Source organism: Clostridium sp. UBA2485 (genome assembly GCF_002341865.1).
Classification (GTDB): domain Bacteria; phylum Bacillota; class Clostridia; order Clostridiales; family Clostridiaceae; genus Clostridium_J.
On record NZ_DDOV01000037.1, the window covers coordinates 16,944 to 31,305 of the forward strand.

Below are 14,362 nucleotides of genomic sequence, written 5' to 3' on the forward strand. Positions count from 1 at the left end.
AGGGAGTGGAAGTTATGTTAACACAACATAGAAGATTAAGAGAAAATTCAGCTATAAGAAGCTTAGTAAGAGAAACAGTTTTAAATCCAAATGATTTTATATTTCCTATATTCGTAGTTGAAGGCGAAAATATTAAGGAAGAAATTTCTTCTTTAAAAGGAATTTATCATTGGTCTATAGATAGATTACATGAGGTTATAAATGAAGTCAAAGCTGCAAAAGTAAAAGGTGTAATACTTTTTGGATTACCAGATCATAAAGATGAAATAGCAACTTCTGCTTTTGCAGAAGACGGAATTGTTCAAAAGGCAATTAGAAAAATAAAAGAATTAGATAAAGACCTATTTGTAATAACTGATGTTTGCATGTGCCAATATACAGATCATGGACACTGCGGAATAGTTGAAAATGGAAGAGTACTTAATGATGCTTCAGTAGAGATTATAGCTAAAATAGCATTATCTCATGCTAAAGCAGGAGCAGATATGGTAGCACCTTCTGATATGATGGATGGAAGAATAGGAGCTATAAGAGAAATTTTAGATGAGAATAACTTTGACTATGTTTCTATAATGGCTTATAGTGCAAAATATTGTTCAGCTATGTATGGACCATTTAGAGCAGCGGCAAATTCAACGCCACAATTTGGAGATAGAAAAACTTATCAGATGGATCCGGCAAATGGTAAAGAGGCGCTAAGAGAAATTGAAGAAGATATCTTAGAAGGTGCAGATATAATAATCGTTAAACCTGCCATGATTTATTTAGATATTATAAAAGCAGCTTCAGATAATTTTAATATTCCAATTGCAGCTTATAACGTAAGTGGAGAATATGCAATGATAAAATGTGCTTCAGAAAATGGACTATTAAATGAAAAGGAAGCAGCACTAGAAATGCTAACTTCAATGAAAAGAGCAGGTGCAAACTTAATAATAACATACTATGCACTTGAAGCTTGTAAGTGGTTAAGCGAAGAATAGTAAAAAGAAAGATGTGAAAAGATGAAAGGTATAGTTATATCTTCTAATTGTAGTGGTGGAGGAAAAACCACCATTACACTTGGAATAATGAAAGCGTTAATGAAACTTGGTTTTGATGTGCAAGGCTATAAAGTAGGACCAGACTATATAGATCCAGCTTTCCATTCCACTATAACTAAGAAGCCATCTAGAAATTTAGATTTATTTTTAATGGGAGAAGAAGGCGTAAAGGCTGCATTTTCAAGAGGTTATGGAGATATGGCTGTAATAGAAGGTGTAATGGGGCTCTTTGATGGAAAAGGAATAGATAGTAGGTTTTCTACAGCACATGTAGCAAAAACTCTAGAGCTTCCCATAATTCTTATACTAAGTCCTAAAGCAGCAAGTGCAACTTTAGCAGCTGAAATTCAAGGGTTGTTAGATTATTGTGATGAATGGGTAAAAAAGCCTAATGTAAAGGGAATTATATTAAACAATATATCTTCTAGCTATTACAATCTTTTAAAGCTCATAATAGAAACTCATTGTAATATTAAAGTCTATGGTTACATACCTAAAGATGAGGAAATATCATTAAAGTCAAGACATTTAGGACTTATTCAATGTAGTGAAGTAGAAGATATAGAATATAAAATTAACAAATGCAGCGAACATATTTTATCCAATGTAAACATGGATGAATTAATTTCTACTTTTAGTGAAGTAAAGAAATATGAAGATGATTTTCATATAGAAAATAAAAATTTAAAAATAGCAGTTGCTAAAGACGAAGCTTTCAGTTTTTATTACACAGAAAACCTAGAGCTTCTTAAAGAGGCAGGAGAAATTGTATATTTTAGCCCATTACATGATGAAAAATTACCTGATAATATAGACTTTTTATACTTAGGAGGAGGGTATCCAGAAGTTTTTATTAAAAAACTTACTAGTAATACATCAATGCTTAAATCTATAAAAAGTGAATTAGATAATGGATTAAAATGCTATGCAGAGTGTGGAGGACTTATGTATTTAACAGAGTCAATAAGCACTTTAGATTGTAAAGAATTTAATACTGTTGGCTTCTTTAAAGGAAAAAGTATTATGACTACAAGACTTCAAAATTTTGGATATTGCGCTATTAATATAGATGAAAAAAGTCCACTTTTAAAAGACTTGTCAATCAATGCACATGAATTTCATAAATCAAAGGTAGAATTAGATGAAAATTATATATACAACCTCACAAAGAACAGTTATGATGGTTCTATTAAAAACTGGAGTTGTGGGTATGTAAAAAATAATACTTTAGGCGCCTATGGACACATTCATTTTTTTGGCAATATAAACTTTTTAAAAGAGTTATTGAAATAAAATTATTCCTTAAAAACTAAGATTAAGTTAATCATCTTAGGGGAGCAATATAAAGTTTGTTAAAGTTAAGGCATTTATAAAAAATAATAAGTAAATATATTATACTATTTTAATAATAGTGCTTTGTCAGAATATCATGACAGCCATGTTATCATGGGAATCTATATTCTAGATGATTCAAATATACCACCATTTTTGACTTGTTATTTTCCTTTATATGCCTAAAAAATCTTTGAAAAGGAATGAAGTAGAATGAAAGAATATATAAAAGATCCAATGGGAATAGAGATTAGAAGCTTTGAAATAATTGGAGAGGAAATGGGACCTCATAATTTTGATGAAAAACAGTTGCAAATAGTTAAAAGAGTAATACATACTACTGCAGATTTTGATTATCAAAACATAATTCATTTTAGTGAAGATGCTATTGAAAAGGCTAAGGACATATTATCTAAGGGTGTGACTATATACACAGATACTAATATGGCACTTTCAGGAATGAGTAAGCCAGCATTAAAAAAACTTAATTGCAATGTAGAGTGTTATGTAGCAAGAGAAGATGTAAGAGCTATTGCTAAGGAAAAGAAAATAACTCGTTCTATGGCTGGGGTTGAAAAAGCTGTTGAAGAAGGAGTAGAATTCTTTGTATTTGGAAATGCACCTACAGCAATTTTTAAATTATTAGAATTAGTAGAAGAAGGTAAAGCAAAACCTAAATTTGTTATAGGTGCTCCTGTAGGATTTGTAGGAGCTAAAGAAAGTAAAGAACTACTAGAAAAATACAATATTCCAACAATAACGATTAGGGGAAGAAAAGGTGGAAGTACAGTGGTAGCAGCAATTATGAATGCTATTATGTACATGATGGTTGAAAGATAGTACTAAGAGTGAAGGTGTAAATATGCTAGATTTATATGTAGAAGCAAATGGAAAAAGATTGAGGTGTGGATATACCACTGGTTCCTGTGCAGCAGCAGCTTCTAAAGCAGCAACAATGATGCTTTATGATAAAGAGAAAACACCAATAGATAAAGTTAAAATAGATACTCCTAAGGGAATAGAATTAAATTTAGAGGTTCACGATATTACCTTTGGAGAAGATTATGTGGAGTGTGCAATAATAAAGGATGGCGGAGATGATATCGATGCTACCAATGGAATAAAAATATTTGCTCGTGCCACTAAAAAAGCTAGTGGATACTCGTTAAAAGGTGGTAAGGGTGTAGGAGTAGTTTGTGGAGAAGGACTTTATATTAAAAAAGGAGAGCCAGCTATAAATCCTATACCAAGAAAAATGATTGAGAAGGAAGTAACTGAAGTGCTTCCTAAAGATTTTGGAGTAGAGATTACTATATTTGTTCCTCGAGGTGAGGAAATTGCTAAAAAAACCTTTAATCCTAGATTAAACATATTAGGCGGGATTTCTATACTGGGGACTACTGGTATAGTAATGCCCATGTCAGAAGAAGCTTTAACTGAATCAGTAAAATTAGAGATAAGCCAAAAGGTAGCAAGTGGAAGCAAAGAACTCATATTGTTATTTGGAAATATGGGCGAAGATATGGCAAATAAACTTAAACTTAATGAAAAAGACATGGTCATTATTTCTAATTATGTAGGCATAGCCTTAGATTCTGTAATTTCTAAAGGAATAAAGAAAATTACAATAGTGGGCCATATAGGTAAGCTTTGCAAGGTGGCTAGCGGAGTTTTTAATACTCACAGTAGAGTTTGTGATGTAAGGCTTGAAACACTGGCATTAGAGTTAGCACTTATGGGTTATGACTTAGAACTAGTTAAAAAGATTTATAATGAAAAAACCACAGAAGGTGCTGTAGAGCTTTTAGGTGATGGCTTTGAAAAACTTTATGAAAATATAGGTCAAAAGGTTATAAATAGAATTAAAATTTATAGCTATGACCAGTTAGAAGTAGATGCAATTATGTATTCTATGAAGAGAGGAATACTTTATAATTCCTTAGAAGAAAAGGAGAGATAATTATGGTTTATATTATAGGGCTTGGACCTGGACATAAAGATTATATTCTTCCTATAGCGGATAAAACTATGGAAAACTCTGATATAGTAGTAGGATTTGGAAGAGCTATTAAAAGCATAGACCATATAAAAACTCCTAAACTTGAATTTAAAAGTATAGTATCAATTGTAGATTATATTAGTGAAAATAAAGATAAAAACATATCTATAATAGCTTCTGGAGATCCTGGCTTTTATGGTATTACCGAATATATAAAGAAAAATTATGATAGTGAAATAAAAGTGATCCCAGGAATAAGTTCTTTTCAATACTTTATGAGCAAGTTGAATCAGTCATGGCATAATGTTCATTTGGGAAGTATGCATGGAAGAGAAGAAGACTTTTTAGGAAATATTTCTAAATACTCACAGGTAATATTTTTGACAGATAATAAGAATTCACCAAGTGAGCTTTGTAGAATTCTTTATGAAAACAACATAAATTGTGAAGTTTATGTTGGGGAAAATCTTTCCTATGAAGATGAAGTAATATCCTTTGGAAGTCCAAAAGAACTTATGAAATATAACTTTGGAAAGCTAGCAGTTATGTACATAAAGCTAAAGTAATGGAGTTGAAGTAGATGAAATTTATTAAAGATGAAGAATTTATTCGTGGAAATTGTCCAATGACTAAAGAAGAGGTAAGAATTTTAAGCCTATCTAAATTAGAACTAGAGAAGAATTCAAGAGTTCTTGATATAGGTGCAGGCACAGGCTCTGTTACTATACAAATGAGTAAAATTTGTAATAGTGGTGAAGTTGTTGCAGTAGAAATGGACGAAGAAGCAATAGAAGTTATTAAAAAGAATATAGAAAAATTTGAAGCAAATAATGTAACTTTAGTGGAAAGTGAAGCCTATGAGGCAATAAATAACATAAAGGGAGAATTTGATGGAATTTTTATCGGTGGCAGCGGTGGAAATATAGATAAGATAATCTATGAATATGGAAAAATGCTTAAACCACAGGGAAAAATGGTGTTGAATTTTATTACTATAAGTAATTTATACAAGGCAATGGAAGCTTTAAAAGAAAATGGATATAAAGTTGAGGTAAGCCAAATAGCAGTAGCAAGAGGAAGAGGAAATAGTTGCATGCTCATGGCAAATAACCCTATATTCATAATTTGTGGCGAAAAGATTAGCTAATTTGAAATTAACGGAGGATTTAAGTATATGAAGAAACAAGGAACTTTATATGGCGTTGGAGTTGGACCAGGAGGAGAAGAACTACTTACTTTAAAGGCTGTAAGAGTAATAGAGAATTGTGATGTTATTATAGCACCAAGTGCAAAAGCTGGCGGAGTTAGTATCGCATATGAAACAGCAAAAAACTTTATAAAGGATAACCAAGAAGTGATTATTAGTCATTTTCCAATGGGAAAACCAGATAAAGAAGAAAAGGTTTATGATGCATTTAAAACTATAGAAGAATATTTAAAAGATGGTAAGGATGTTGCATTTTTAACTATAGGAGATGCCTTTGTTTATAGTACGTATATATATTTATTAAAACACATAAAAGAACAAAATTATAAAACTGAAACTGTTCCAGGGATAACTTCTTTCTGTGCCAGTGCAAGTATTGCAGATAGAATATTGGTAATAGGAGATGAACCATTATTAATAGTTCCAGGAAGTAGAATTGATTCTATAAAAGATGAAAAATATGTGGTTATTATGAAATTCTACAACCAAGAAGAAAAAGTATTAGATTTCTTAGATGAAAGAGGCTTTGACTATGTATGTGTTCAAAGAGCATATAGAGAAGGTGAAAAAGTACTGTCTACTAGAGAAGAAATTTTAAATGAAAAAGATTATATGTCATTAATAATTGCTCATAGAAATAGCGAGATATAGTATGGAGGAAATAAATATGGAAAATATAGTTTATTTTATAGGTGCTGGTCCAGGAGACCCAGATTTAATAACAGTAAAGGGAAGAAAAGTATTAGAAGAAGCAGATGTAATAATTTTTGCTGGTTCACTAGTTAGTCCTGCACATTTTGAATATTGTAAAAAGGATGTAGAAATACATAATTCAGCTTCAATGACCTTAGATGAAGTTATTGCAGTGATAAAAAGAGCCCATAGTGAAGATAAAAAAATTGTTAGACTTCATACTGGAGATCCTGCTATTTATGGAGCAATTAAAGAGCAAATGGATGAGCTTGATAAACTAAACATAGGTTATAAAGTAATTCCAGGAGTTAGTTCCTTTACTGCAGCAGCAGCAAGCATAAAGAAAGAATTTACTCTACCAAGTGTTTCTCAAACAGTAATACTTACTAGAATGGAAGGTAGAACACCAGTTCCTGAAAAGGAAGACTTAGAGAGACTTGCTAGTATAGGTGCATCAATGGCGCTATTTCTATCTGTGGGTATGATCGATAAAGTGACTGAAAAGTTAAGACGTGGTTATGGAAGAAATGTACCTGTAGCTGTAATACAAAGAGCTACTTGGGGTGATGAGAAATATGTTATTGGAACATTAGACGATATTGCAGAAAAAGTTAAAGAAGCTAATATAACAAAAACTGCACAAATATTAGTAGGAGATTTCATAGATAGTGAATATGAAAAAAGCTTATTATATGATGCAGGCTTCACTCATGAGTATAGAAAGGCAAAAGATGAAAATAGCAATAATTAGTGTTACTAATAGTGGAGATAGAATATCACAATCTTTAAAAGAAAACCTTGAAGTCTATCATAAATATAGTTGCCATATATACACTAAGGATGAGGTTAAGACTTTAACTTTAAATAAAATATGTAGTGAAGCTATGGAGAATTTTCAAGGAATTATATTTATCAGTTCCACAGGAATTGCAGTAAGAGGAATTGCACCTTTTATTAAAAGTAAAGACAAGGACCCAGCAGTGGTAGTGGTAGATAATTCAGTAAAATATGCTATAAGCCTTTTAAGTGGGCACTTAGGTGGAGCCAATACTCTTACAGAGGAAGTAAGCTGTATACTTAAATGTATTCCTATAATTACTACTGCTACTGATGGATTAAAAATAGAAGCTCCGGATATGGTGGCGAAAAACAATAATTTAATTATTGACAATCTGAAAGATGCTAAAGATATAGCAGCACTTTTAGTAGAAGGAAAAAAAGTTGCTTTTATAGATGGAAAATCTTTAATAAACATACCAAAAGGATATGTTGAAGAGGAAAATCAAGCTGATGGAGTAGTATATGTAACTCATAAGTTAGAAGTTGAGAATATTACTCATAAAACTTTAAAGCTTATAAGAAGGGACATTGTACTTGGTATTGGCTGTAGAAAAGATTATGATATAAATTCTATGGAGCAGAATGTAATGCAGGCATTAAGAGAAAACAATATTGATTTTCGAAGTGTTAAAAAAATTGTTACTGTAGAAATTAAAGCAAAGGAAAAAGCAATTTTATCCCTTAAAGATAAACTAAACTGTGAATTAGAGATATTCACAATTGAAGAAATTAAGAAGATTGAACATAAGTATCAAGGTAGTGATTTTGTACGAAAAACACTAGGAATAGGCTCTGTATGTGAGCCTTCTGTAGAGCTTAGTGGAGGAAAAATCATAAAAAACAAAATGAAATTAAATGGAATGACACTTAGTATTGGAGTGTTATAAAGTAGGAGGAAATAATATGGGTAAATTATACGTAGTTGGAATTGGACCAGGTGGACTTGACCATATGACAGTGAGAGCAAAAGAAGTAATAGAAAATTGTGATATAGTAGTTGGATATACTAAATATCTTGAAATGATTAAGCCTCTTATAGAAAATAAAGAAGTATTTTCTACTGGAATGCGTGGAGAAGAAGAAAGATGTAGAAAAGCACTAGAGTTATCTAAGGATAAAGATGTAGCAGTTGTAAGTACAGGAGATGCTGGAATATATGGAATGGCTGGTCTTATACTTCAAATGGCAGAAGGTGAAGAGGTTGAAATAGTACCAGGAGTTACAGCTTCAAGTGCCGCAGCTTCTGTAGTTGGTGCACCATTAATGCATGACAATTGTAACATTAGTTTAAGTGATTTATTAACACCATATGAACTAATAAAGAAAAGAATTCGTCTTGCAGCGGAAGGAGATTTTATAATATCTCTTTATAATCCCAAAAGTAATGGAAGACCTCATTACTTAAGAGAAGCTATTGAAACTGTAAAGGAATTTAGAAATGGAAATGTGCCAGTAGCAGTAGTTAAGCATGCATTAAGAGAAGGACAAGAAGTTCATCTATATACATTAGAAAACTTTGATGATAGTAAAGTGGATATGTTCTCTATAGTAATCATAGGAAATAGTAATAGCTTTATGAAAGATAATAAATTTATAACTCCAAGAGGATATAAATTATAAGGAGCGACAATTGTGATAGCATTAATTTTAGGAACAAGCGAAGGAAAAGTTATAGTAGAAAATTTAAACAAATATACCGATGATTTATTACTGTCTGTTGCTAGTTCATATGGTGGAAGTCTGTTAGAGAATTATAAGTACAAAATTTTAAATGATAAGCCGCTAACGAAAGATGAACTTAAGGAAATGCTAAAGGTCAATGGTGTAAAATTATTAATAGATGCATCTCATCCTTACGCAGTAGAAATAACTTATAATGCTTTAGAAATTTGTAACAGTTTAAACATTAATTATATTAGATATGAAAGAGCCTCTATTGTAGATAAATATACAAATTCACCTAATATAATGGAAGTGGAAAGCTATGAGGAATTAGACAAAGTGTTAAAAAATATAGATGGAACTATATTAAACACTACAGGAAGTAGAAATATCAATAAAATATTAGATTTAAATTTAAATAATAGAATAATTCATAGAGTATTACCTACCTTAAAGGTACTTTCAGAATGTGAAGAGCTAGGAGTTAAGGTAGAAGATATTATTGCGATGAAGGGACCTTTTTCTAAAGAACTTAATTTGTGCTTTATAAATGAATTTGATGTTAAAGCTATGTTGCTTAAAGATAGTGGCATAGTAGGAGGTACTTTAGAAAAATTAGAAGCTATAATAGAAAGCAATATCTATGGAATTGTTATAGGTAGAAAGAAAATAAATTATCCAATAGCTTTTAGTGATGATAAAGAATTATTAAATTATTTAATTGAAAAGAACTTTATTTAAGAAAATTCTTTTCTAGGGTAGTTGGAACAATGCACAATTATCTCTAATTGTTTATAAAAATGCAGGAAGAAGTTTATAATTGTGCATTGGAAACTATGAATTGTATATTAACAATGGAGGTATTTATGAAGGTAAAAAAAATAGTTTTAATAGGGCTTTTTATAGCATTAAGTGCAATTGGAGCTAATATTAAAGTTTTTCAAACAGTTGCATTTGATTCAATGCCAGGATTTTTATCAGCAATTATATTAGGGCCTTTAGCAGGAGCAGTGGTTGGTGCAATAGGTCATCTTATAACTTCAACTATCAGTGGATTTCCAATGTCATTACCAGTTCACTTAGTTATATGTATAGATATGGCATTAACTATGTATTTCTTTGGAATAACTTATAAGGTTTTAAGAAAAAAAGGAGAACTAATATCAAATATATCTTCTGCTATAGTAGGAGCTTTAATTAATGGACCTATATCCGTTTTTATGTTATTAATATTGAATAAATTTATGGCATTTATGCCAAATGAAGTTTTGATAGGTATGATACCTGTTTTAACAATGGTGGCTGCATTTAATATTATAATCGCACTTATTGTAAATAAATTTATACCAGAGAATTATAAAACTAATTAGTAATTTGGGATATGTATATAGTCAAGGGCTGTAGTTAATTCTCAGTTTGCTAGGAGTTTATAATAATAGATTTTTAAAATATAATTTTAAGGAGAATGAACATATGAGTAAAAAGGGCATATTAGTTGTAAGCTTTGGAACAAGCTATGAACATCCACTTAAAAGTTGTATAGAAGCTACAGAGAATTTTATAAGGAATAATTTTAAGGAGTTTGAAATTAGAAGAGCTTTTACTTCTAATATGATAATAAAGAAGCTTAAAAGTAGAGATAATCTTCACGTAGACACAGTAGGAGAAGCACTTTTAAAGATGCGTGAGGAAGGATTTAATGAGGTTTATGTTCAACCACTACATATAATATATGGAGAAGAATATAATAAGATTAAATCTTCCATAGATCAATATAGAGAAGAAAAGGTCTTTGAAAAAATAGAACTTGGAAGACCATTACTTTATAAAAATGAAGATTATTTTGAGGCTGTTGAAGCTTTAAAAGCTCAGCTTCCGGAATTAAATAAAAATTCAGCAGTAGTGTTAATGGGACATGGAACTGAACATCATGCAAACTCATGTTATTTCCAATTTGAATACGTTGCTCGTAAAATGGATTTGGAAAATATCTACATGGCAACAGTAGAAGGATATCCAGAAATAGAGCATATAATTCCAGAGTTAAAGGCAAAAAATATAGAGGAAATAACTTTAATGCCATTTATGTTAGTAGCTGGAGACCATGCTCAAAACGATATGGCATCTGATGAAGAAGATTCATGGAAATCCATATTAGAAGGTGAAGGCTTTAAAATAGACACTTACCTTAAAGGATTAGGGGAAAATAATAAATTCCAAAATATATATGTTAGCCATTTAGAAGATATAATGAAATAGTATAAAAGACTCAATAATTAAAATAAAGTTATTGAGTCTTTATATTTATATAATTCTTTATTTAATATTTAATTATTTAAATTTACAAGGAGAAAATTATAATTTACGGAATAAGTTATAAAATATAATTAATTTTATTTCAAAGGAATAAAAATATAAATATTGTTATAAAGTAAAGATAAAATTTAAGAGCTTTTAGAAATAGTTACTTACCTTTACCAATGGAAATTGAAAATTAAGGGAGGGATTTAAATAATATGAATTCAATAGTGTGCATAGGAGATAGTCTTACATATGGATATGGAGTTAATAGCAAAAGTAGCTGGGTTGAATTATTAAAGAAGAGGTTAGAGAATGTTAATGTGATAAATGCAGGAGTAAATGGAGATACAACCATTGGTATGGTTAATAGATTTACGGAGGATGTAGTCTATAATAATCCAGATGTTGTTATTATTTTAGGTGGAACCAATGATTTTTTAGCTAATCGAAATTCAGAGAATTCTCTTAAAAATATAAATATAATGGTGAAAGAAGCAATAGAAAATAATATTATACCAATAGTTTTATCACCACCAAAAGCAATAGAGGACTTAGCTTTAAATTGTTGGGATAGTTGTTGTGACTACACTAAGGTAAACTCTTTAGTAGAGCAGTTTGGAGATATCCTTAGTAAGTTTTGCTCTAATGAAGATATTTCTTTTGTAAATTTAAATGATGTTTTTGATAAAAAAGAAGACAATAGGCATTTGTATACTGATGGAATTCACCTTAGTGAAGAGGGAAATAAATTGCTATTTGAAGTAGTGGCTAATGTAATTAAAGTATAAGTTTTATTAATAAACCACTATTTTAAAAAAGGTATAATACTTTTCCATATCTATTAATATAATATAGTTATGATATTAATGGAATTTATTGGAGGAATTTATGAGTGATAGGAACTTGAAAAATAGTGAATATCTAACTACAAATCAAGGTGTGGGTATAACCAATAACCAAAGCTCATTAACTGTTGGAGAGAGAGGACCTGTTTTACTTCAAGATGTGGAGTTAATTGAAAAGTTAGCTAGTTTTGATAGAGAGAGAATTCCAGAGAGGGTGGTACATGCTAAAGGAGCCGGAGCTCATGGTTACTTTACACTTTGTAATTCTATGGGAAGATATACAAGGGCTAAATTTCTTAATGAGATAAATAAACAAATACCGGTGTTTGTCCGTTTTTCTACAGTTATAGGTTCAAAAGGTTCTGCAGATACCTTACGTGATCCAAGAGGATTTGCTGTAAAATTTTATACAGAACAGGGGAACTATGATTTAGTAGGAAACAACTTACCAATATTTTTTATAAGAGATGCCATGAAATTTCCAGATATGATTCATGCTTTTAAACCTTCACCAGACACTAATATACCAGATCCAAATAGGTTTTGGGACTTTATATCTAATACACCAGAAGCTACCCATATGATTACATGGATTTTCTCAGATAGAGGAACAATTAAAAGCTATAGGACCATGGAAGGCTTCGGCGTAAATACTTATATATGGTTAAATGAAAAAGGAAAAAGGACTTATGTAAAATATCATTGGAAGCCTACATTAGGAATTAAAACTATAACAAGACAGGAATCTGAAATATTGGCAGGATTAGATCCAGATGTGGCAACAAGAGATTTATATGATACTCTTAATAGAGGAAAAACCGTTGATTATGAACTATTTGTACAAATTATGGATATTGAAGATGAATTTAAACAAGAATTTGACCCTTTAGATGCTACAAAAACTTGGCCTGAAAAGGCATTTCCACTTATAAAAGTAGGAAAACTTACCTTAACTACAGCACCTAAAAACTTTTTTGCTGAAGTTGAGCAAGTAGCTTTTTGTCCTGCAAATTTAATAGATGGTATTGAAGTTTCTGCAGATAAACTTTTGCAAGGAAGATTATTTTCATATTCTGATACTCAACGTCATAGAATAGGTGCTAATTTTGCTCAATTACCAATAAATAGACCTCAAGTGCCAGTTATAAATGATCAACAAGATGGAGATATGAGATACTTCGCAAATTGTGGAAAAGTTAACTATGAACCAAATACGTTAAATTGCGGAGAACCTAGAGAAGCGCCATCATCACCATCAAAGCCACAATATATATGTGGTAATATTGAAAAGAAAAAAATAAAGCTAACAAACGATTTCCAGCAAGCAGGAGAAAAATATCGTTCCTATGATAAAGAAGAAAAAGATCATTTAATAGATAATTTGGTAAATGATTTATGGAGTGTAGAGGAAAAAATTCAATTAAAAGTTATAGAGTATTTTACTAAAGCAGATAGAGAATATGGAGAGAGAGTAAGAAGAGGTCTTAAAATTAAATAATTATAGATAAGTTATATTTAAAAATTGCTAGTTGGTATTGTGGTGTATTTAATTTGCAAGATAAAATGCATAATTAAGGTTGACTTAATTTCTTTTATAATTTTTATAAAAAATATTAATATTTATAAAGTGTAGAATGTGAAATATCAGATACTGTTTAAATAAAGTGGCCACTTAAACTTAAAGATAAATTAAAATGGCCACTTTTCTATAGTTGTAGTATCATCTATAGAAAAATATAATAATATATTTACATATTGATTATTTGCGAGTAATATATGGACTGTAGAGATTATAATATCACTTATAAAATAATTTTAAAATATATATGGCTCCTTGGTCAAGCGGTTAAGACACCACCCTCTCACGGTGGTATCAGGGGTTCGATTCCCCTAGGAGTCACCATATTGAAATAAGATGGTTAACAGAAATGTTAACCATCTTATTTTTTTATTTTCCTAAGTTATGGTATTTTATATAACTATACATGTTTAGAAGGAGAAATATCTTTGTAGCGGCGAACAGTGTTCGCTAAATATCAACTTAAGATTTCAATAAAAAATACTTAAGAGCATTGATATAACTATGATGATTCAAGCCGATGATACAAGAGATAAAAAAGAAAACTGGCGAACATTGTTCACCCCTACGACATCATAAATAATAGAATAGATGAAAAACATGCTACAAAGGAAATTAACTATTAAATTTGAGAAATTATAGACAATTTATATTATTTATAAAGTTATACAATATTATTTTTTAGATATTATTATTTTATGTAATGACGTAAATTGAATAAAAGGCGATGTAACTATTTAAATTGAAAATACGAACAATGTTCTTTAAAAACTGAATAATACAGTGTTAAAAGGTAAAGGTCTTTTACTTTTATTACAAAAGTAAGCATATAAAGCTGAGCCAATATGATATAATTACCAT

Annotated in this window: 15 protein-coding genes and 1 tRNA gene; all 16 read left to right on the forward strand. The window is 30.2% G+C overall.

The features are described 5' to 3' along the window. Window positions 1-14 precede the first annotated feature (14 nt). The 16 genes from hemB to B3603_RS06605 all read left to right on the forward strand — a co-directional run bounded on the left by hemB (window position 15) and on the right by B3603_RS06605 (window position 13,825). Window positions 15-983: a porphobilinogen synthase gene (gene hemB / locus B3603_RS06530; protein WP_291562194.1), complete on the forward strand. Its 969-nt coding sequence runs from the start codon at window positions 15-17 to the stop codon at window positions 981-983. 21 nt (window positions 984-1,004) lie between these two features. Beyond that, window positions 1,005-2,336: a cobyrinate a,c-diamide synthase gene (locus B3603_RS06535; protein WP_291562196.1), complete on the forward strand. Its 1,332-nt coding sequence runs from the start codon at window positions 1,005-1,007 to the stop codon at window positions 2,334-2,336. 252 nt (window positions 2,337-2,588) lie between these two features. Continuing rightward, window positions 2,589-3,215, forward strand: a complete 627-nt coding sequence (locus B3603_RS06540) for a precorrin-8X methylmutase (RefSeq protein WP_291562199.1) — start codon at window positions 2,589-2,591, stop codon at window positions 3,213-3,215. A 22-nt stretch (window positions 3,216-3,237) separates the two neighbouring features. Continuing rightward, window positions 3,238-4,335 carry a cobalt-precorrin-5B (C(1))-methyltransferase CbiD gene (cbiD, locus tag B3603_RS06545; RefSeq protein ID WP_291562202.1) on the forward strand — a complete coding sequence of 366 codons (1,098 nt, stop codon included), beginning with the start codon at window positions 3,238-3,240 and terminating at the stop codon, window positions 4,333-4,335. 2 nt (window positions 4,336-4,337) lie between these two features. Next, window positions 4,338-4,940 (forward strand): precorrin-6y C5,15-methyltransferase (decarboxylating) subunit CbiE, encoded by a 603-nt coding sequence (cbiE, locus tag B3603_RS06550; protein ID WP_291562206.1) that lies wholly within the window; start codon window positions 4,338-4,340, stop codon window positions 4,938-4,940. Window positions 4,941-4,954: 14 nt separating this feature from the next. Continuing rightward, complete coding sequence (gene cbiT / locus B3603_RS06555; RefSeq protein WP_291562210.1) at window positions 4,955-5,521, forward strand: precorrin-6Y C5,15-methyltransferase (decarboxylating) subunit CbiT; 567 nt, start codon at window positions 4,955-4,957, stop codon at window positions 5,519-5,521. Between the two features lie 27 nt (window positions 5,522-5,548). Next, entirely contained in the window at window positions 5,549-6,232 is a 684-nt protein-coding gene (locus B3603_RS06560) for a cobalt-factor II C(20)-methyltransferase (RefSeq protein WP_291562213.1), read from the forward strand. Between the two features lie 16 nt (window positions 6,233-6,248). Further along, window positions 6,249-7,025, forward strand: coding sequence for a precorrin-4 C(11)-methyltransferase (gene cobM, locus B3603_RS06565; RefSeq protein ID WP_291562217.1), 777 nt, complete (start codon window positions 6,249-6,251; stop codon window positions 7,023-7,025). Then, window positions 6,985-8,001 carry a cobalt-precorrin 5A hydrolase gene (cbiG, locus tag B3603_RS06570; protein ID WP_291562219.1) on the forward strand — a complete coding sequence of 339 codons (1,017 nt, stop codon included), beginning with the start codon at window positions 6,985-6,987 and terminating at the stop codon, window positions 7,999-8,001. The genes cobM and cbiG overlap by 41 nt, the downstream gene beginning before the upstream one ends. Window positions 8,002-8,017: 16 nt before the next feature. Further along, the gene (gene cobJ / locus B3603_RS06575) at window positions 8,018-8,734 is read left to right on the forward strand and encodes a precorrin-3B C(17)-methyltransferase (protein WP_291562222.1); all 717 of its coding nucleotides are present in this window, start codon (window positions 8,018-8,020) and stop codon (window positions 8,732-8,734) included. Window positions 8,735-8,746: 12 nt separating this feature from the next. Next, entirely contained in the window at window positions 8,747-9,517 is a 771-nt protein-coding gene (locus tag B3603_RS06580) for a cobalt-precorrin-6A reductase (protein WP_291562225.1), read from the forward strand. A gap of 125 nt (window positions 9,518-9,642) precedes the next feature. Further along, entirely contained in the window at window positions 9,643-10,146 is a 504-nt protein-coding gene (locus B3603_RS06585; protein WP_291562228.1) for an ECF transporter S component, read from the forward strand. A gap of 103 nt (window positions 10,147-10,249) precedes the next feature. Further along, a complete protein-coding gene (locus tag B3603_RS06590; RefSeq protein ID WP_291562230.1) occupies window positions 10,250-11,035 on the forward strand; it encodes a sirohydrochlorin cobaltochelatase in 786 nt (261 codons plus the stop codon). A gap of 257 nt (window positions 11,036-11,292) precedes the next feature. Next, on the forward strand, window positions 11,293-11,865 hold the full coding sequence (locus tag B3603_RS06595) for a GDSL-type esterase/lipase family protein (protein ID WP_291562233.1): 573 nt from the start codon (window positions 11,293-11,295) through the stop codon (window positions 11,863-11,865). A 100-nt stretch (window positions 11,866-11,965) separates the two neighbouring features. Further along, window positions 11,966-13,420 (forward strand): catalase, encoded by a 1,455-nt coding sequence (locus tag B3603_RS06600; RefSeq protein ID WP_291562236.1) that lies wholly within the window; start codon window positions 11,966-11,968, stop codon window positions 13,418-13,420. Between the two features lie 330 nt (window positions 13,421-13,750). Then, window positions 13,751-13,825, forward strand: a tRNA-Glu gene (locus B3603_RS06605). Window positions 13,826-14,362: the final 537 nt, after the last annotated feature.